This is a genomic window from Bacteroides mediterraneensis, assembly GCF_025993685.1.
Classification (GTDB): domain Bacteria; phylum Bacteroidota; class Bacteroidia; order Bacteroidales; family Bacteroidaceae; genus Phocaeicola; species Phocaeicola mediterraneensis_A.
In genome coordinates this window covers 4,197,498-4,217,603 of record NZ_DAJPEN010000001.1, presented here as the reverse complement: position 1 = coordinate 4,217,603, position 20,106 = coordinate 4,197,498, and the positions used below count along the sequence as shown (strand labels likewise).

At 44.6% G+C, this 20,106-nt stretch carries 14 protein-coding genes and 1 pseudogene; 1 reads left to right on the top strand and 14 read right to left on the bottom strand.

What is annotated here, in order from left to right:
• Nucleotides 1-2: 2 nt before the first annotated feature.
• The 13 genes and pseudogenes from OIM59_RS17855 to OIM59_RS17795 all read right to left on the bottom strand — a co-directional run bounded on the left by OIM59_RS17855 (nt 3) and on the right by OIM59_RS17795 (nt 17,453).
• The gene (locus tag OIM59_RS17855) at nt 3-1,490 is read right to left on the bottom strand and encodes a TolC family protein (protein WP_303897993.1); all 1,488 of its coding nucleotides are present in this window, start codon (nt 1,488-1,490) and stop codon (nt 3-5) included.
• The gene (locus OIM59_RS17850) at nt 1,471-4,551 is read right to left on the bottom strand and encodes an efflux RND transporter permease subunit (protein ID WP_303897992.1); all 3,081 of its coding nucleotides are present in this window, start codon (nt 4,549-4,551) and stop codon (nt 1,471-1,473) included. Before OIM59_RS17850 ends, OIM59_RS17855 begins: the two co-directional genes overlap by 20 nt.
• Before the next feature lie 14 nt (nt 4,552-4,565).
• Nucleotides 4,566-5,642 carry an efflux RND transporter periplasmic adaptor subunit gene (locus OIM59_RS17845; RefSeq protein ID WP_303897990.1) on the bottom strand — a complete coding sequence of 359 codons (1,077 nt, stop codon included), beginning with the start codon at nt 5,640-5,642 and terminating at the stop codon, nt 4,566-4,568.
• A gap of 55 nt (nt 5,643-5,697) precedes the next feature.
• Nucleotides 5,698-7,623 carry a hypothetical protein gene (locus tag OIM59_RS17840; RefSeq protein WP_299170104.1) on the bottom strand — a complete coding sequence of 642 codons (1,926 nt, stop codon included), beginning with the start codon at nt 7,621-7,623 and terminating at the stop codon, nt 5,698-5,700.
• A 185-nt stretch (nt 7,624-7,808) separates the two neighbouring features.
• Nucleotides 7,809-8,962: pseudogene (locus OIM59_RS17835) on the bottom strand (IS4 family transposase).
• Between the two features lie 605 nt (nt 8,963-9,567).
• Complete coding sequence (locus OIM59_RS17830) at nt 9,568-10,674, bottom strand: BF3164 family lipoprotein (RefSeq protein WP_299170103.1); 1,107 nt, start codon at nt 10,672-10,674, stop codon at nt 9,568-9,570.
• Nucleotides 10,675-10,817: 143 nt separating this feature from the next.
• The gene (locus tag OIM59_RS17825) at nt 10,818-11,144 is read right to left on the bottom strand and encodes an NVEALA domain-containing protein (protein WP_083581817.1); all 327 of its coding nucleotides are present in this window, start codon (nt 11,142-11,144) and stop codon (nt 10,818-10,820) included.
• 216 nt (nt 11,145-11,360) lie between these two features.
• Nucleotides 11,361-13,037, bottom strand: coding sequence for an O-antigen ligase family protein (locus tag OIM59_RS17820; protein ID WP_303897985.1), 1,677 nt, complete (start codon nt 13,035-13,037; stop codon nt 11,361-11,363).
• Nucleotides 13,038-13,076: 39 nt separating this feature from the next.
• Nucleotides 13,077-13,940, bottom strand: coding sequence for a signal peptidase I (gene lepB, locus OIM59_RS17815; RefSeq protein ID WP_303897984.1), 864 nt, complete (start codon nt 13,938-13,940; stop codon nt 13,077-13,079).
• 906 nt (nt 13,941-14,846) lie between these two features.
• Nucleotides 14,847-15,848, bottom strand: coding sequence for a BF3164 family lipoprotein (locus OIM59_RS17810; RefSeq protein WP_288854396.1), 1,002 nt, complete (start codon nt 15,846-15,848; stop codon nt 14,847-14,849).
• 71 nt (nt 15,849-15,919) lie between these two features.
• Nucleotides 15,920-16,138, bottom strand: coding sequence for an NVEALA domain-containing protein (locus OIM59_RS17805; protein ID WP_303897981.1), 219 nt, complete (start codon nt 16,136-16,138; stop codon nt 15,920-15,922).
• 196 nt (nt 16,139-16,334) lie between these two features.
• Entirely contained in the window at nt 16,335-17,117 is a 783-nt protein-coding gene (locus OIM59_RS17800; protein WP_288854398.1) for a DUF1573 domain-containing protein, read from the bottom strand.
• 111 nt (nt 17,118-17,228) lie between these two features.
• Entirely contained in the window at nt 17,229-17,453 is a 225-nt protein-coding gene (locus OIM59_RS17795) for an NVEALA domain-containing protein (RefSeq protein WP_303897979.1), read from the bottom strand.
• Between the two features lie 174 nt (nt 17,454-17,627).
• On the opposite strand from OIM59_RS17795, the gene OIM59_RS17790 reads away from it, so the two are divergent.
• Entirely contained in the window at nt 17,628-18,590 is a 963-nt protein-coding gene (locus OIM59_RS17790) for a hypothetical protein (protein WP_303897978.1), read from the top strand.
• Between the two features lie 194 nt (nt 18,591-18,784).
• On the opposite strand, the gene OIM59_RS17785 is transcribed toward OIM59_RS17790, so the two are convergent.
• On the bottom strand, nt 18,785-19,840 hold the full coding sequence (locus OIM59_RS17785) for a BF3164 family lipoprotein (protein ID WP_303897977.1): 1,056 nt from the start codon (nt 19,838-19,840) through the stop codon (nt 18,785-18,787).
• Nucleotides 19,841-20,106: the final 266 nt, after the last annotated feature.

Genomic DNA, 20,106 nt, shown 5'->3' with positions numbered 1-20,106 from the left:
CTTCATCTCAAACGGTTCTCAAAATCAAAACGGTCGGAAAGCGACATGCCCGTCTCAAAGTCGTGCAGCGTGAGCTTGCGGATCTTGTAGTAGTTCAGCCAGTAGTTCTGGAGCGCCTGTATGTAGTTCTTCCGCGCCTCCTGCTGGCGGTTCAGGGCCAGCGTCAGGCTGCTGATATCCGACTTGCCGATGATGAAACGCCTGCGCGTCTGGTCGTAGGCCAGCTCCGCCAGGTCGAGCGCCTCCGAGGCGCTGGCTATCAGGTCCTGCTGCACGTTGAAGTCACTCACCGTCATCATCACGTCCTCCTCCAGGCTGATTTCTTCCTGACGGGCGGCAATCTTCACCACATTCAGGTTGTTCCTGGCCATGTTGTACTTGCCCTTTCTCACGCCCCAGTCTACCAGCGGAATGGAAACAGTGAACGACACCAGGTCCTGCTGAAGCAGGTTCCGGTACGCCGCACTGAAGTTGTCGGCCACCTGGTTGAAGCCCACGCTGGCATTGAAGCTGGCATTGAAACGCGACTCCTTCCGCGTGCGGTCCACCTCACGCTCCGCCTCCAGCACGTTCTGGCGCTGTTCCAGGTACGTCGGATTGTTCTCCCGCGCCAGCACCATGGCCCGGCCGGCCGGCACGTCAACATACCGCGGACGCGACGGAAGCTCCAGCTCGATGTACGCGTTGCGGTCCAGGTTCAGGAAGGTGGCCAGGGCCGACATCGCACGCTTGCGGGCTATCTCCGCATTCTTCAGCGTGTTGCGCGCGTTCACCTTGTCCAGCTTCAGCGTCAGCAGGTCGGCCTGTGAGATGGCCGCAATCTTCTGGCGCTGCTCCCCGACGGCATACAGCGTATCGGTGGTGGCCACATTGTCCCGCGCCAGCTCATAATCGGCCTGCGCCATGGCAAGGGTAAAGAAGTAGCTTACCGCCTCTTCCGACACGCTTTCTGCATTGTAGAGATACTGCTTCTTCACCTTCTCGAACTTCAAAGGCTCTATCTTCCGGTCCCAGCGGAAGGCATTGAAGCCCAGCAGTTCCTGCTGGTAGCCTATACGGAAAGGGATGCTGGAAAACTGCGTCGACTTCGTGTCGCCGAAGTTCCGCATGTAGTCCAGCTGCGTGTCCACATAGAACGTACCGCCCAGCAGGTCGAAGTTCTGCGCCACGCTCAGCCCCGCGCTGGCGCTCAGCATCTGCTGCTCGCGGTACACGTCGACATTCTCCTGCGAGTCGTAACGCTGCGTGATGTAGCGGTAATACTGCGCCGGGGTCATGTTCAGCGTGAGGCTCGGCAGGCGAGCCGCCTTGTAGCTGCGGTACTCCCAGTAGCCCGACAGGTACATGTTCTGATAACGGAAAGCCGACAGCGAGCTGTCGTTGGCCATCGTGATGGTCTCCTTCAAATCCAGCCGCAGCACACGCTGGGCCTTCATTCCCGCCGCGCAGAGCAGCAGCAGGAACAGTATGCTAAATCTTCTTGACTTCATGTTTTCTATAGATAAACCAGTAAATAAGAGGGATTACAAAAAGGCTGATGACGAGGCCCACCATCATGGTGCCGATCATCGCCACCGAAAGCGGACGCTGCATCTCCGAGCCCAGGTCGGACGTGAAGAGCAGGGGCACCATGGCGAACACCGTGGTCAGCGTCGTCATGATGATGGCCCTCAGCCTCCGGTGACCTGCCGTATGGATGGCCTCCAGCAACGGCATGCCTTCCCTGCGCAGCTCGTTGATGGAGTCCAGCTTCAGGATGGAGTCGTTCACCACGATACCGCAGGAAACGATGATGCCGATGGCCGACATCAGGTTCATGGTATGCCCCGTGGCCCACAGCAGCACCAGTCCGAAGGCGATGTCCATCGGAATCTCCGCCAGCACGATCAGCGGCTGGAGGAAGCTCTCAAACTGGGCGCAGAGGATGAAATACATCAGCAGCACCGAGATGAACAGGATCACCGTCAGCTCTCCCATCATCTTCCTGTTCGAAAAGAAGCTTCCGCCGAACGACACCTCCCAGCGGCTGTCACCGTCGACCGCCCTGCGTATGCCGTCCATCACCTGCGGCACATCCTTCACCTCATAGAAATTCACCGGGATGTACTCCCCGTTGCGTCCGGCAGTGATCTCCTTCAGGTCCTCCCCGGGAACGATGCGCACCAGCTCGCGCAACGGGATATAGTTCCTTTCTCCCGAAGCCGCGTCCGTCCGGGTCTCCACCAGCGTCTCCGCCAGGATACGGTTCACGCTCATCTCCCTTCCGGCGATGCCGATGGGCAGATACTGCTGGTACGAACGCAGGGTAGAGACCTGGTTGTCCTTCAGGGCCGTACGGAGCACCCTCACCACCTCGTCATAGTCCACATTGTACAGGAGCAGGCGGCTGCGGTCCACCTCCAGGTCCAGCTGGCTGCGGAAAGGCGTGCCCTCGGGCGCACAGCCGGTCTCCCGGGCCATGGCATCCTCTATCGCCCGCACTTCCCCCGCCTCCGGAACCGATGCGCGGTCGGCCCTGCGGAGCTGCGCCACCAGATCGGGTTCCCCCGTGACGAAAAGCTTCTCGAAGATGGTCACCGGCGGCGAGAAAGTCACCACAGCCGAAGGGTAATCCTTCCGGACGGCCTTTTCCAGCAGTCCGGTCAGTACCGGAATCTGCTCCGGCTCAGCCGTCCGGAAATACAGTTCCGCCTCGGAAGTGGAAAGCTCGTTCTCCGTGCCCAGCAGATAATCCTGCATGCCCACGTAGGCCGTATGCTCCACCACCAGCGAATCGGCCAGGGCCAGCATGGCGTTCACCCTGCGGTTGTTCTCGTCCACATGGATGTTCTCGTTCCATTCAATGCCCACCACCACCTCGTTCTGGTCAATCTCCGGCATACGCTCCTTGTCAATCACCATGAACATCAGCACACACAGCGGCAGCGACACGATGGCAAGAAACATGGTAACAGTCTTATGTGCAAACACCCACTCAATACCCGCGTCATAGAACCGTGTCAGCCATTCGTTCTTCAGCAGGTTCTTGAAGTTGGCGGTAAACCAGTTGTGCTTCCTGATGCCCGTACGGTAGAACAGCACATACAGCACGGGCAGCAGCATGATGCCCGTGAAATACGACACCATCAGCCCCGACGTGATGGAAAACGCCTCGTCCATGAAGATGGCCCCGGCTATCCCGCTCATGAACACCAGCGGCACGAACACCGCGATGGTGGTGAGCGACGAGCTCAGCATCGGCGTGATCATCTCCGAGGTTCCCGCCACGGCCGCACGCTTCAGCGAATACCCCTTCTCACGGTACTGCGACACGTTCTCCGTCACGATGATGGCATTGTCAATCATCATGCCCACCGCCAGGATCAGTCCCGAAAGCGAGATCACGTTGAGCGAGACCCGGCAGAGGTAGAAAAAGAAGAACGTGATCACCACCGAGGCAATCATGGTGATGCCGATGACCAGCGGCGAACGCACGTCGCCGATGAAGAACACCGCCACGATGAAGATGAACAGGAAGCCCAGCGTGAAGTTCTGCTGCAGGTTCGATATGGTATAGTCCAGCAGCTCCGTCTGGTTCCGGCTGATGCTGAACTCAATGTCGGGATAGATGCGGGAGAAATAGTCCGTGGTCTCCTTCAGCTCACGGCGCAGGTTGTCCATGTTCTCCTCGCCCTGCTTGATGATGGCCAGCGTCACCGCCCGCTTCCCTCCTGCCAGCGAGCGCCCCGTCTCGTTGCGGGTAACCGTCTGCACGTCGCAGATGTCCCCCAGCCGCCTCACCTGTCCGTTGCGGTTGAACCAGATCTGCCGCACGTCCTCCGGCGTACGGAGGATGGAGGCGATGCGGATGTTGTATTCATAATACCCGTCGCGCACCAGCATGCTCCCCGGCTCCACGTTGTTCGACGAGAGGATGGCCTCCAGGTCGGCAATGCCCATGCCCAGGCTCTCCATCCTGCCCATATCCGGCACGATGCGCAGCATCTTCTGCGGCACCCCCGTCATGTCGGCCATGGCCACCTGCGGCAGCTGTTCGATGCGCCGCTTCACCACGTTCTCCGCCAGCGTGCACATCTCCAGAAAGGCGTCCCCGTCCGTTTCCCGGTAAGGCACATCCTTCCTCAGCGTCATGTTCAGGTAGAACACCGGGATGTCCGTCGCGCTCGCCTTGACGGCCTTCGGCCTTGCCGCATCCCTGGGCAGGCTGTTCATGGCCGCGTCAATCTTCTCGTTCACCTCGATGAAGGCCAGGTCGGTATCCGTGCCGAAATCGAACGACAGGCGGATGATGCCCGACCCGTCGCGCGTCTCGCTCCGCATCTCGCTGAGCCCCGACACCTGCATGAGCTGCCTTCTCAGTGGAGCCACCATGGTATTCTCCAGCTCGCGGGCCGACGAGTTCTCCCCGCTCACCTGCACGGTGATCTGCGGAATGTCTATGTCCGGAAGCAGCGATACGGGCAGCGAGAAGTAAGTCACCAGCCCCACGATGAAGCAGGCGGTGAAAGCCATGAGTACCGCTATCGGTCTTTTTATCAGAAATCTTACCATAGTACGGACATGTTTTAAGGTATCACTTTTACAGGAGCCTCATGCGCAAGGTTCACGTTTCCGGTCACGATGACCTGTGCCCCTTCCTCCATGCCGTCACCTGTCACGGTATATTCGGTCATGTTCTCCAGTCCGGTGGTCACATAGTTCCACACCGCCCTGCCGTCCTTCAGGGTAAACACCACCTGCTTGCCCGTGCGCAGCACCACCGCCGTCTTCGGCACCACAAGCTGGCCGGGAACGGAGCGTTTCACGCTCACACGCACGTTCATGCCGTCGAACAGTCTTGCACCGCCGTTCACCCTGGCCCTTACGCTCACCAGCCCGTTTTCGTCCACCAGCGGGTTGATTTCCGACACCGTACCGCTGCATGCCCCGGCTGTCCCGGCAAACGGGGCCACCTCCACCCGGTCTCCCCGCCTGACAAGCGGCAGCTCGCTCTCCAGCACCTTGAAGGCCACCTCCATGCCCCCGCTTCCTATCACGCGGCAGAAGGGCTTCGTCCCGTCCGGACGGTTGAAACCCCGCGTCTCCAGATTGGCCACCACCCCGTCGAACGGTGCGGTGATCACCGCCTGCTCCAGCTCGAACTTCGCCAGCTCGTATGCCGCACGGCTCTGGCCGTAGCCGCTCTTCACCTCGGCAAGCCGTACTATGTCTTTGGGGATTGACTGCATGCGGTCGGGCGCATACCCCTGCCCTATCAGCACGTCCTTCATCTCCAGTTCCGACTGGCGCAGGGCTATCTCCGCCTTCTCCAGGCTGTTCTTCAGGGTGAACAGGTCGAGTTCGGCTATCTTCTGACCCTTCTTCACCGCATCGCCGTTCTTCACATAGATGTGCGCCACAGGCTCCGATGTGAGGCGGAACGAAAGGTCGGCATACTGTGAGGCCGTCACCTTACCGTTGCTCACCAGCTCATGGTTGAACGTGGTCCTCTTCAGCGTCATGACCGTCACCTCGTTCGCCTGTGAGGGCAGAACCGTTTCCACTCCTTCCTTTTCCTTTCCGAAAGTGTCGTCTTTTTTCTCGCTGCAGCCGGCCCACATTCCGGCGGCAAGCAGCAGCACATATACGTAGTGTGTTCTCATATTAAATATATTTCCTCAATAAATATTTTTTTCCAATATGGCAAACTCAAGTGCCCTATATGAAATCAGAATTAAACCATTGTCTGTTATTCCTGTAGATAAATACCTGTTCTTCATTTCCTTTGGTCTTGTCACGCAACCATAGCAAAGCATTCTTCGGTGCAGAGAATGTGATGTCCTTGCCGGAGGCAGTCCTTGTTCCCAAAGATTTCCATCCGTTCACACCGTCATTGTAAAACAGTTCATATACATCCCCCTTCCATACATAATTATCATCGGTTCTCGGGATGTAATACACCTTCTCTATCCGTGACGGTCTGTCAAGTTCAAATACCAGTGGAGAAGAGACCGTACCGGTTTTACGATATAAGTGCGACAATATATTGCCATCTGTCACATTTTCAATATAAGGCAAATCTGTGACCGGACTGAGTTTTATTTCCCTTTCCATCTCAGAATCATCATACATTCTAAGTTCAGCAATCTGTGTCAGTCCAAAAGGCGGAACATACCTTACATATTTGACAGGAACATGACAGCTGCTTTCAAATATTCCGAATGTATAATCAATGGTATCTTTTATTTCGGCTATCAGCTTAGGATTGCCAAAGTCAACATTTACATCACCTTCTATACGTGCCCCGATCTGAGAGTATCCCCATGCTGCCACTCTTGGTATCAATGCCATTTTCCTGCTGAGCACCACCTTCTCTTGGTTTACTGTATCGGGCACAAACTCCTCCACATGCCCGTCTCTGCAAAGCATGAAAGGATATCCTGCGGGATGTACGTTGGAATCTAAAGTAACAGGCATATAGATTATAGATGGCTCGATATTCCTGAAACAGACCCTATTGCCACTTTTACGTATCCCTTCGCCTATAACCTTCCATCCACCGGTAGAAAAGACGGCCAGTCCTACCGGTGAATTCACATTAGCAGACAGCCCGACCACTGCCTCATTTTCGCCGAAATATCCGGACGTAACATCCTTCCAGTACTTCCCTTCCATACCTCCGGTATTCCAACCGGCTGCATTGCAGGTTTCCTCCCTCTCTTTCTGCATGGCAAAACAGTAGCGGAAAACCTTTCCTTTCTTCCGTCCGTCACTCTGGGTATTGTTGCGTAATGGGTCAATCCCATCATAGCCGAACTGGATATATTTTCCCGTGGTATCGCGTACCACATTCCATTCGTGCGAATAGCGGTAATCGGGAGAGTATGGCATAAAATCGGCGGCTACGGGTATGCCGCACGAACGCATGGCATACTGTATCAGGTCACTGTTTTCCCTGCAATAGCCTATTCTTGTATGAAAAAGATGGATTGCGTCATGGTGTGGAACATTCCAGTCCACGCAATACCTGCAGTCCTGTCTTGCCAGCTCATCATTTATGATCTTACATGCCTCAAGCACATCACTGCCTGTATACAGTGAATCCAGTAAACGGCCGTAATACGACCTGTACAGCGTGCGCCACTCCGTCAGTCTCTCATTGCCTATACGATAAGGAAGTATAAGCTCACAGAAATCTTCAAACGGCAGTGTGCGGTTCCACGGCCTTTCCTGCCATTCCCTGAATGACATCTCTATATTACGGATAAGATAGTCCGATGTAATCACCCTTGCATCATAAACCTTTTCAAGCGTGTGGTAGTCAAACCCGTGCCACATCCTGTCCGATTCTCTCAATGTGCCTGCCAGCTGCCTTTCCAGAAGAGCATGAAGGGTATCCAGCTGCCATCCGTCGTATGAATACCACCGTGGCATGTTCTCTATCAGGAAACATGCCGCACGGTATTTCATAGTGTCTCCTTTATAATGCTCAAGAACCTTTTCAAGTTCCACTCTGTTCTTTCCCGCAAACTCCAGGGCATATTCCAGCCTGTCCGGTCTACTTACGCATCCTGACATCAGAAACAGAACCACCGCACCTTGAATAACGATTAACCTTAATTTTATTGCTTTTACATTAATCATATAAAGACTTCATTAAACATTAATATAGCATCTATCTGTCATGCACAATACTTAATACCTGAACGATTTATTTTATCAATTTAATTCCGCCAACGGGTTATAAATCACTCTTATAGTGTAAATCCATAACCATAACAAAAAAACAGACATCATTAGTGTCCAATAAAAATGGACGAGTTAAAAATTTAATCAAATAGTCCTTCAAAAAGGGGACAATCGAGTTCTTTGACATCATTGAAATTAGTCTTATCGAACAGGTCACGTAAGTGGGTTTTGTCCGTTAGAGAGATACTTAGAATCTGCAAAACTTCGTAAGTTGAGCGTTTCAATTGCATATCGTGTTGAACTATAGCTACGAGACAGTAAGTAATGATCGCCACACTGATTTGAATGCGGACAGCGTTTTCTGTTGTACCCCAGAACCTCTTTATTTTAAGGTGTTGCTTTAGCCATTTGAAAAAGAGCTCGACCAACCACCTTTTCTTATAGAGATTGGCAATATCCAATGCAGAGACATGTGTTGCATTCGTTAGGAAAATAAACTCACGGTCATCCTCTTCATCGTAGTAACGAATGACTCGGGATATTTCTTCTCTGAGAGATATCCCCTCAGTTTCACTTCAGCATCGGTCAGTACATACTTAGGCATCCTGCGCTTCCATTTAACCGTTGTACATTTCAAGTTCGTCTTAGCTCTTACAACGAAAAAGGAACCTGTCAGGTGAATCCGATATAGTTCCTTAAAAGAGTCATAAGCCCTGTCGAATATATAATAAGCATTTGGTTCATAATGGATTGAGTACATCGCCGTAGAGTCATGTTTCGATGCTGCGGTTACAGTATAGAAGGCAGGAACTTGTGCTTCAATGTCATATAAGACATGAGCTTTGACACCTCCTTTCTTTCTTCGGAACTTCGCCCATGGAAATGTGGCTAGACACAACGGAATAGTTGTTGAATCAAAAGCATACTTATCTCCTGGAATTTCCAAGATATTGGTTGCTCGCTTTTCGCAAGCTTCCTTCATCATATAGAATGCGAAGTCTTCAAAGATTCTGTAGTCACGATTCTGGTTAGCATAAGCGAGGGTGGCTTTGGCTATTGGATTGCGTCCCAAGCCAAGATGATATTGCTTGGAACGATGCGCTTCAAAAGCTACAATTAGGTCGCGAAGGCTCTCACGATTGCTCAGTTGTCCGAACATCATAGCAAGTAACTGATTCCAGCAAGTGAATTGCTTCACATAGCGATTACCATCATACTTGCGAACGAAGTTGTTGAACTGTGTTCTGTTCAGAAAAGCGGTAAGTTGAGCGAATACGTATTTATCTTGGTTCATAAGCGGTCTTCAATTTGACCGCTAAGCTACAAATTCAAATCCGTTTCATTCAGAAATACCACTTAAAAGACTGTATTTCAATAATTTCAAAGACCGATTAGCCAACTTTTATTGGACAGTAGTGTTATTACTTATTAGATGAAAATAAACCTCTATTCTCTCAATTCTGATTTTATTATAATTAACTTTGCATCGGTAACACCTCCTTTGACTTCGTTGATTTTCAATTCTTCAATCGGATGGGTTTAACATGGAGTGGAACATGATATTCATTGTTTACATGCACGTAATTCATGTTTCCACTCCTTCCTTTCCGGAAGTATCATCTTTCTTCTCGCCGCCGGCCAATATTTCGGCAGCACATATCCGTAGTGTGTTCTCATAAATACTTCATTCAAATATGACTTATATTTTATTATTACAAATTATCTACTTTCTGACTCCTTCTAAAGAATAAATGTACCTAAATTATATCTATACCCAATTCTCCTTACCGCTAATGCCCCAAATGAGAAATGATGAAATTCTATGTAATCAGATATCCCGTTATTCAGTGTTATAGGCCTGATGGTAAAACCGCAGAATGATTAATATTATCTACTTTTCTATTCCTCTTGAAACTTAAGATTTTTTGAAACAGACACATTCTTCAAATCATATCTGATTATAGAATCAGAATCTGTTACTGCATACAGGAATCTTTGATCTTCATCTACCGTAAACATCCTTATGTTATCACCAAATGGATAATTATATAATAAATTCCCGTTCCAGTCATAAACCCTCAAAGAACAGTTTTCATTAAACCTTGAATCATTCTCCTTTAATACACTTAACCCACCTGCATAAAGACCAAATATATAATCATCCGTACATTTACCCATTTTATAGTATAGACAACGTGAATCAATGTCTTTTACTATACTTGAGTTTATAGATTTACCCTCCGGGATAATCTGTACAACATTTCCTGATTTTAAATCAGCTATGGAAACCATATCGAAAAATCTATAGAATAATGCAACCTTTGAGCGATCTGGTTTTAATGCCCTGTAAGATTCCTTCAAAAAAGAATTTATATAAGGAAAATCTTCATATTTCAACCGTTGGGTTATAATGTCCTTATCCGTATTATAAAACTCCCAAAAGAAATTGTTGTCTTTCTTAACTCCAGAGCGTAAAGGGTCTTTTGTCATCATCAGATTTAAAGAATCCAAAACATAGACACTATGTGAGGCTAAAAACAGTTCTTTCCCCAAACGGGTCTCAAATTTATATTGTTTATCATATACCGTCTGTCCTGATTCAAGAGAACGTTTTATGTCAAGAACACCCAGATAATTAGGGTAGGACTGTATTATAACTTTGGGATTTCCCGACTCTGTATACGATTGTGCTATCAATCCGAAAGTCATAACCTCATTTGGCCCGCTTCCCTTTTTAAGGAAACTTCCCAGATGTTTTAATGACAAAGTGCTATATGCCTGTATAATATTTTCATTATGATGTTGTAAAATCAGCAGGAATGTATCCACAACCTGAATATCTGTAGGATAAAGCAAATCTATAGGTAATTCCTTCTTTTCAAGTGAAATGACTGTACATGAATCTGTAATATATTTCTGAGCGATATTAGAAGATTTTTCTGTAACTCTATCACATGAAACAGTAAAAAAGGATATAAGCAGAACTAATAATATAATAGGCTTCATCTTTCTTTAAATGATAATGTTAAATAAAAATTTTAAAATAACTTGCGCACTTTGGATCTTACCGAATGCGCAAGTTGTAAATAGATCTTCTTTAAATCATTAAAACTGTTTTTAAAGTTATTAAATATTCTAATGAGAATAATTTAATATTCACGTATACATTCTAGACATTCACTAATTATTGACATACCAGCAGGTTTATGAGATTCTATAGCTCCACATTCTCCGATTCCACCCATTGTAGTTTCAGGACATGTAGCATAATAATCAATTCCATAATCGGTAGTAAAAACTAAATAACATTGTTTTTTTATCCACTCAGCACAATTAGATTCACTTTGTGCCAATGCTTCTACATTAGCCAAAGCCAAGTCTGACATTTCAGCATCCTGCTGTGAAGAATAAACACTATAACCAGCTACCAATGTAAATGCTGTTGCAAATAAAAATTTAAAAACAGACTTTTTCATAAAAATTTTTTATTATAGTTGTTTTTATTAATACATTAGAGGAAATAAACCTCAATTCTCTCAATTATGATTTTATAATTAACTTTGCATCGGTAACACCTCCTTTCTTCGATCGGATGGGTTTAACATGGAGTGGAACATGATGTTCATTGTTTGCAGACACGTAATTCATATTTCCACTCTTTTCCATATCCTACCCGATTTTATATTATTCTTTTATTTATTCTTCCACAATTTTTTATTTTCCAAAAGCTTCTCCACCTTCTGCCGCATTTCCCTTATAGCGGTAGAATTCACCTTAGGTTCAGCGTTAAGCACATACTCTGCCTCCCTGACAAGCTTTACCCTGTCAAAATACTCGGGTTCAGCATAAAGCTTAACCAGCAGATAGTGGGGATATACGCGCTCCGGCAATCTGCGGGTGGAACGTAGCAGATACATCTCCGCTTTCCCATACTCTCCGCTCTCCTGCGCACTGCGTCCCAGAATATTCAATATCATCGGATCTCCGCTCACCGTCATGGCTTTCAAAAGAACCTTTTCTGCTTTGCCGTAACTTCCGGTTTTGTATAATGCCCTTCCGTACTCAAAACAGAAATCTTTATGCCAGGACATTTTATCATAAAGCTTTCCATATTCTTCCACTGCCGCCCTAAATGCTCCGGAATGATACAGAACCCTGACAGGCATCCACTGGCGAACAGCCCGTGTGCGTGCGGAGTACATACCATACCTATTCACCGAAGCTGTTAATCCGGCCACAACAACCGATAGCAGGACTGCTACAGCATACCTTTTACGCCTTATCATAACCAGGCCCTCGCCACTGAGTACAATTACCGCCAATAGCCATACAGAAACAATAGCCGGGATATGCAGCGGATAGGAAAAGCATGCAAATACCATCAGCGATACAAGGCATCCGCCCATTCCCGCAAGAGATTTACGGCTCCCGGCTATCTTCAACAACACAAGTACTAAAGTTATAAACAATACGGATACCCACACACCATATTCAACTGCAATCTGCAGATATTCATTGAAGGCAAAATCGGGTGTTCCGGCCACCCATGCCTCCGACTCCGAATATTCACAATCAGTGAAGTATCTTTCCTGGGCATCACCGTAAATGGCGGAAAATGTCCTTCCATTTTCTTCACCCCAAGGATTGCCGGCAATGGCCTGGGAAGTTATCTTTCCTATCAGCAAACGGCCGTCTGCCGAATCACGTTTCATGAAATACGCACCGGAGGCAAACAGCGCACCGACAATAAGCACGCCTAATACGGCATATCTGTGTTCCGATACAAACGATTTTACTTTCACACGGTAAACCCTGAGAACCACATATCCGCACGAAATCAGGGAAGCAAACCATGCCGCACGGCTCATGCCCGCCGGAAGCACACAGCATATCAGCAACAGCACACACATCGATAGATAATACTGCACAACCGAAAGACGGTCTTTCTTCCCGTTCAATATTAATATCCGGTACAGGGCTACCGGAAGAACTGCCGCCAGATAGCCTGAATATGGACCCGGGTTATAGAATGTTCCCGTAAGGACAAAAAGCGAATGGTTTGACGGATATATACCTGCAATCTGACCAAGACCATGCAGAGCCTCCACTGCCCCGAATCCCATCAGCACCCATTGTACTGTCTCCGACACAATACGGACAGTCCGCTGTGGATTCACAATATATCCGGCAAGCCACAAAGGCAATACAACAGTCATCACGGCAGAAAGCCACATCCACTGCGTTCCCTGAAGGTCGGACGGTAAACTTCCGTCTGTCACCAGCACGGTTCCACCCGCAAGTCCTGCAAGCAGTAGACCTGCCAACCACGGTATGACCCTGCATAACCATTTCCTTAGTTCAACATTCATAATATGCATAGCTCGCTCAAAAAAGTTCCATATTCCTTTTTATTCAATCTTCTTCCATACCCTGTCCCAGCAAATATCGCCTGTATAGCTGTCCACAGATTTCCATACCCTTGAAGCCACCCCCACGATATACTCCTCCGGAAGCAGCCCCCAGTAACGGGAATCCTGTGAGTTCTCCCCACGGTCTCCCGCCACGAAATAATAGTTCTTACGGAACTGGTAAGAAGTTATCACACTGTCGTTCAGCAGTACTGTATCTCCCTTTATATACATCTTCTTTCCTTGTTCCCATTCAATGAGTTTGCGGTACAATACTCCACCCGTACGGTCCATCTTCACCACATCCCCCTCTCCGGGAACAAACAGAGGTCCGAACTCCTGTATATTCCAGTCCAGCAGGGAGTCGTATGGGAAACACCTGTACACGCCCTCCGGAAAATCCTCGGGACGCGTCAATCCTATGTGCTTCTGTGAGGCTACGTTCCCCAAGGGCATGTCTACACCTTTCACCTTGAACATCCCCTTCCTTATGGAGAGCGTATCTCCGGGCAATCCGATACAGCGCTTGATATAATACTTCATTATGTGCATCTCTATATGGCTCCAGTCGTTTGGATGCGGGAAATTGAAAACTACCACATCATTGCGCTTTATATTTCTGAATCCCGGTAAGCGGTAAATTTCTGTCTGTTCTAAATTGAGAGATTTGTTCAGGTTAAACAGACGTGCCCCAACGACAGGTTTCCACACAAGCACGAAATCCCCTTCTTTGAGTTCCGGCGACATAGAGTCACTTGGTATTCGGAACGATGAAAACACAAACACTTGTGCCAGAATCCACATTAAGAATAAACTTACACATACAAAAGCAATATTCATTATTATATCAAAATATCTCTTCATAATCTCACAACCATGATTCACTATTGAACATACCATTCATCACTATCACTACTGATGTATAATGCTTCTTAGCATTGGGACATTCAGCAATAGAGCTTTTCCTATGAGGAATCGTGCCATACACAGCTTCAGGCTGACACACTCGTAGTATCCCATACCCTTTTCTTATTTCTTAAGGTTAGTTTCTGTTATTTTAAGCGTTTTTTCTATCCACCATTCTTTTGTTGTCCAAGCAGATATATAAAATATCCAAAACACATAAACCCCCAAAATCATCTTATGTAAATATGCAGTATTGAATCATTCCGATTTCTCTTGATGTAGAAAACTATGTCTTAGGTTTTGTCCATAGCCAGTTTCATAATGAGAGAGGAGCAATCAAGATGCATACCTTTATGGATCTTAGGGGGGCATCTCGACATTTGAGAGATAGATCAATCAGCCGGACTTTTCTCTGATGAAACCATCAAGCTGACTGGGCCACTTACTTCTTAGAAGTATCCTGATTCTCTTAGACTTATTGTATATGAAGGCTTCAATACAAATACGGTTTACCGTTTTCTCGCCAACAACTTCAAGCTTGATGACTTGACCATTGCCGAATTGTAAAGGAAGATATGGCAAATTAAATTGTTCTTTAAATGGATGAGCAGCATCTGCACATAAAGACATTCTATGAAACCACCCAGAATGCGTGCACACACAGATATGGATAGCTATCTGTGACTATCTTCTGCTTATCATTACGAAGAAACACTATATGTTGAAGCCAAATCTTCATTTCATTTCAAAATAGGCGACATCAAGTATATATTTAATCAAACAGACCTCACAGCTAATACTCCGGAGGGTGATGGCCTTAGGCAGCTTAAGCTGTGGTAAAACTTCTCCGGAAGCAGTGAATTACTAAAGTTTATAAATAATAATCTTTGGATCATTCTCATAGGATATAGCATAAATCAGACCGTCTTTTTCTGAGATACAGAAGTTATACAGCTGGGATGATATCTTGTATTTGTTCAGCAGTTCTCCTTGTGTACTGAAAATATGAAATTCATTTCCATAGTTTGTCTTTCCATTTTTTTCTTCTCCTGAATAGAGACCTACTACTTTTTCCTTTGTAAATCCTGCAGCCAGATATCCGGTGGGACTAAGTTGTTTTAAATTACGTCCGTTTACAGCGTACTCGAATCCTGAAGCTTCATAACTCCATGCAGGGGTAAGTTGCTGATTGTGCAGGGTGAGAACGGATAAGGTTCCAGACATGAAGACAACACTGGCTACTGAGGTCTTGTCGCTTGACAAATATAGACGTCCGTAATTGGCTTTTGATAGGGACATGTAATCCGTGTCTTTGTTGTCACAAGTTAGATAGTTTCCAAAAGTGCTGAGACATTTCATATCCTTATCTAGTAAGGTATATTTTCTTTCGGTCCTTCCAGTAGCTATATATCCGTTCTGTATTTTGTATATTTCCAAAAAACGACTGTTTACAGGTAATTCTTTTTCGCACACTGGTGGGCATTGCCCTTTGTGATAATTTAAACTATCAATAGAGTAGACTACAAGTTTTCGCAGGAGATTATCAAATAATGCAATATACCAGTTTTGGTTTTCTCTAAAAATATCCATACTGGTTATTTGTAGGAACTCATTGGGCCCTTGTCCTTTTTTGGCAAATGAATACATTATGGAATCATGTTCTATGTCTATAACATCTATGTTAAAAGAATCAGCAAAAGATTTGTCTGTGAATAGTTGATTGCCTGCTATTTTTATTAATGAAGGTGAACCTACTTCTACTTGCAAGCTGTCTGTTGGGTATAAATATTTGGCACTTGAATATTTTTTTTTCTCTACGCATGATATGGTTAGAAATAAAACAAAAATGAAAAAAATAGGCTTCATAAATAATCAAAATATTGTTTTTATTCCCCTTTTTCCTCCTAAGAGAAAAAGGGGAATGTGGAATTTAATGTTTAATTATTTCTGTATTCAGGATAATCATTATGACTTGTTTCACAGATAGCATTTCGGTCAGCTGTACACCCTCTATTGCTTTCTCTAACAGCTAATGCTTCTACATTTTCCATGGCAATGTCTGACAGAGCGACCTCTTTCTGTGAATTATATACAGTATATCCTGCAATCAATGCAAATGCGGCTACAATGCCGGCTTTTATAGTTTTTGTTCTCATTGTTTTAACGTTTAGAATTAACATAATGATTGTTTGATTTCATGTCCAAACCTTTGATTTGTAAGTCTGTTTGATTATTAGTACCTTTGCATCGGTAACACCTCCTTTCTTCGATCGGATGGGTTTAACATGGAGTGGAATATGATATTCATTGTTTGTAGACAGGTAATTCATATCTCCACTCTTTTTTTATCTCTCACTTCCTAACAGTACCCCAAAAGTCCAAAGTAAAGGATTTCTCGGGGATATTGCCATATATCGTTATGGTTCGCCAGAAATCACCCGGTTCTTCTGCCTTGTATTCAACCGTCATCGCAGCTTTTCCTCCGGGTGGAATCTCATCCCAGTCGTATTCCGCAGTCATGCAGTCGCATGATGTTGTTGTTCCCTTTATTCTGAACACTTCATTTCCTGTGTTCTTCAGGATAATCTTCCTGCTTACAGTCATGTTTTCTCCTACCACACCATAGTGATATTCCGTAGAATCTGCCTGAATCGTGGTGACCGGCATTGAAACTGCTTCAATTCCCGCTATTTCCTTGAAGTAAAGGTCCTTTACAGGCAGATTGTGGATGGGGTTCCCTATTACCTTCACACGGTTTTCAGAGTCAACCAGAAATGTCTGGAACATTATTTCCCCGGGAAACCGGTTCAGTTTATAGAAACTGTCTTCCGTATCTATACATACAGGATGCGAAAAATTGTCGCGCCTCAAGATGTATCTCAATTCACGTACATTCTTTGTCTGGAAGAAGAATATAAATGGGACATTTCCGCCACTAAGTGAATCCACCTCATGCATGAACTCCTTCCATCTTGGTAGTTGAAGCTTGCAACTGATACATCCTACAGAGTCAACAAAAACCACTACCTTGTAGTCGGTCCTGGGAATCCTATAAGGAATCGTATCTGTTACGTAGCGCGTAAATACAGGATTTTCGGGGAAACGAATTTCCTTGCTATTCCATTCCTTAACCAAAACTTCAATATCATGTTTCTTATCATCTGTGCAAGAAAAAAGAAACAAAGAAGAAAATATGATAAAAATAAGATTTCTCATTTACAGTTTGAAATTATGATTTTAGTACGGTTAATAATCTAAACTCAAACCTTCTACTTTAAATTCAACTTTCATACCATGACAATCAATGTCACCTTCACCATAACAAAAATAATTAACCCCTTCATCATTAGCCAATGCTTCTACATTATTCAATAAAAGTTGGTCCATTTCTAATGACTTCAATTCATTACCTTGCTGCGAATCAAAACAGGCACATAATACTACTAAAATTAAAAATAATAATGCTTTCATAACTTTTCAGTTTTTTTTATTTTTGCGATAAAGTTAGGTAATAAATAATAAAAAAACGCTGAAAATTTTCTGAAGAAAATCACATTATTCTGTTTATCAGGCATTTAACTATATATAATTTCAGGAAGATTTCTAATTTGTTTCAGATTATTTTCAGAAAACAAGACTCAAATCATGAAATGGACTAAACCAAAACGTATCTTTGCATATATTATATACGCACTAATAACAATTATTGTAATCTGCGTAAATTTCAATACAAAAAAGATAAATATTACCGAAAGCGCTAAAAATGCTTTCGCAAATGCCATCAACAAGGAGAAGGATCTGTATATCTCACAGATTAACGTACAGTATCATCAAAAGAATTCTCCAAATGAAATAAGAGGTGAAGAAAAGAAAAACTGGAGTGATCAGGCCTATTTTATTGCAAAAGACTCAGAAAGAAATCATTTAGACAGTTTGTTCAGAGATGAAATGCATAAAATAAACAAATACACTAATACAGCCATTGGATATTCATACAACGGGAAAAAGTATAATTCACGCGATGAAAAGTTTATCAGTAAAGCTACACTTGTACAGGAATATAAATTTAGAAAAGACTATAACAACAAATCTGATATAATATTACAGGCTTATATATATACCCCAGCGTATGTACTTTTACTGAATAATATAAATACATATATTCTATTTGCTGTAATGCTCATTCCGATAACCTGCTACATAATCTATAATAATAGAAACAAAAAAGAAAATCTCTCAAAAGGGATAAATAATGAGGATGGAAACCTTATAAAACAAAGAAAATACCAATCAACTAAATGGATTGAGATTCATGAAGGATATTACTGGGACAATAATCACAATACTTTAAGATACAACAACACACAAGTTATTCTAAGCGGCTATAATATAAAAATTTTCCGTAAGTTTATTTCAAAGGAGGATTTCTTCTTATCACATGCTGACATATCCAAACTATATGAAAAAGTAGAAAGTGTAGAAACAAAAGATCGGGCTTATCACTTAATTAAATCACTAAAAGAATGTATCGCAATTTTGGACATCAATGTTGTATCCATTAGAGGAAAAGGTTACAAATTAGTCTTTAATTATGATTCATGCCAATAAAAGTCAGGATAACTCTATCCAACTCAGTAAATTTTCATACGAATTACAGAGCCTTATCTGATATTCTTAGAAATATCAGATAAGGCTCTTAATAAATGTTCTCCCTATGAATTGTAACAGTATACATCAAAAACTCTTATTGTAAGAAAGGCCGAAGAGAAGTTATTTATGTCTCTTTATCTTCATCTGCAATTTTATGGACATTTATATGAATACAAAGGAATATCTTTATCATTGCCTACAATATAGATATTACCTCTTATAAACTCAATACCAAAAGCTGAACATTCTGTTGACATTTTTTTCAGTGGATAGCCATCAAGGCCGAATACATAAATATTATTACCTCCGGCTGAAAGTTTCCTGCCTGATCGCAACGAATTGATACGGTCTTTGAATGGTGTACCATCAAAAATAGCATATATACATGAATCTGAAACCACCACATCATTAAAGCCTTTAATACCTTTTGGCATGGCTTCACTAGCTAAGACGGAAAACACTGGCTCACCTCCCGGACCATAATAGACCTTGTGCTCTCCGGTCTTTAGATTAAACAACTCGACAACCTCACCAAGTTGTGTTACAATTGCTAGCACACCATTCTTCGGATTATAATCCATAAAACTGCGCCATGCCTGAGATAGAGCTGGCTTATCGGAATCATCAACATCCTTTTCACTCGGTACATGGCCAACACTTTGAATGATTTTCCCATGTTGGTCAAGTACATGATAACGGTAATTGCCAGTATAATCTGTTACCAGAAATCCATCAGCAGTCTTGCAGAAGTCCAAAGTACGTATGAGTCTGTCATCCAAAGATATTTCTTCCGCGCGTTCCGCATTACAATTTGATATTCGCCAGCGTGTTATCTGACGACGGTTAGAGTCAAGAACCCAAACGGAGTCAGGAGAACAGATTCTAACGCGTTCGGCAGAAAGTATCTCTTCCGGTCCTTCTCCGCGCCTACCAAATGAAGTGACATATCTCCACTCCGGATAGGTGAATGCATGGAGAAAGCAACTGTCAGGATGCAGGTCGAGAACAACCGCAAGACTATCCATTATTTCCACCCGGTAAGGATAGCGCAAAAAAATATCGTCGCAATCTATCTCTTCTGCCACTACAAGCTTCCTATTCACTGGAAAGTCAGCATAACGCTGATACTTGTTTCCAACACTGAAACTACAATCATAAAATAAGACCGATAAAACAGCAAGAACAATATAAATAAATATGCTTTTCATAAATCCTGACATTTTTTGATATGACAAAGATAACTGTTTATTAAACCAGCCTACCTCGTCCTGCTTCAAAATCTCACCAGTTCTGCATAAAATTACAACATTAAGTCTACATAAGTCTACAGAGGTCTACATAAGTCTACAAAGCCCCGGCACATCTTCTTATATTCGCACTGGAAATTTTGATGTTTCCCACCAAGGAAACGTACGTTTTCCACAAGAGAAACGTATGTCTTCCGTGCGGGAACCATACGTTTCCGCCTGCGAAA

Excerpts from the sequence above, each read along its gene's own strand:
- OIM59_RS17855 (WP_303897993.1), bottom strand. The coding sequence starts at position 1,490 with ATGAAGTCAAGAAGATTTAGCATACTGTTCCTGCTGCTGCTCTGCGCG.
- OIM59_RS17850 (WP_303897992.1), bottom strand. The coding sequence starts at position 4,551 with ATGGTAAGATTTCTGATAAAAAGACCGATAGCGGTACTCATGGCTTTC.
- OIM59_RS17845 (WP_303897990.1), bottom strand. The coding sequence starts at position 5,642 with ATGAGAACACACTACGTATATGTGCTGCTGCTTGCCGCCGGAATGTGG.
- OIM59_RS17840 (WP_299170104.1), bottom strand. The coding sequence starts at position 7,623 with ATGATTAATGTAAAAGCAATAAAATTAAGGTTAATCGTTATTCAAGGT.
- OIM59_RS17830 (WP_299170103.1), bottom strand. The coding sequence starts at position 10,674 with ATGAAGCCTATTATATTATTAGTTCTGCTTATATCCTTTTTTACTGTT.
- OIM59_RS17825 (WP_083581817.1), bottom strand. The coding sequence starts at position 11,144 with ATGAAAAAGTCTGTTTTTAAATTTTTATTTGCAACAGCATTTACATTG.
- OIM59_RS17820 (WP_303897985.1), bottom strand. The coding sequence starts at position 13,037 with ATGAATGTTGAACTAAGGAAATGGTTATGCAGGGTCATACCGTGGTTG.
- lepB (WP_303897984.1), bottom strand. The coding sequence starts at position 13,940 with ATGAAGAGATATTTTGATATAATAATGAATATTGCTTTTGTATGTGTA.
- OIM59_RS17810 (WP_288854396.1), bottom strand. The coding sequence starts at position 15,848 with ATGAAGCCTATTTTTTTCATTTTTGTTTTATTTCTAACCATATCATGC.
- OIM59_RS17805 (WP_303897981.1), bottom strand. The coding sequence starts at position 16,138 with ATGAGAACAAAAACTATAAAAGCCGGCATTGTAGCCGCATTTGCATTG.
- OIM59_RS17795 (WP_303897979.1), bottom strand. The coding sequence starts at position 17,453 with ATGAAAGCATTATTATTTTTAATTTTAGTAGTATTATGTGCCTGTTTT.
- OIM59_RS17790 (WP_303897978.1), top strand. The coding sequence starts at position 17,628 with ATGAAATGGACTAAACCAAAACGTATCTTTGCATATATTATATACGCA.
- OIM59_RS17785 (WP_303897977.1), bottom strand. The coding sequence starts at position 19,840 with ATGAAAAGCATATTTATTTATATTGTTCTTGCTGTTTTATCGGTCTTA.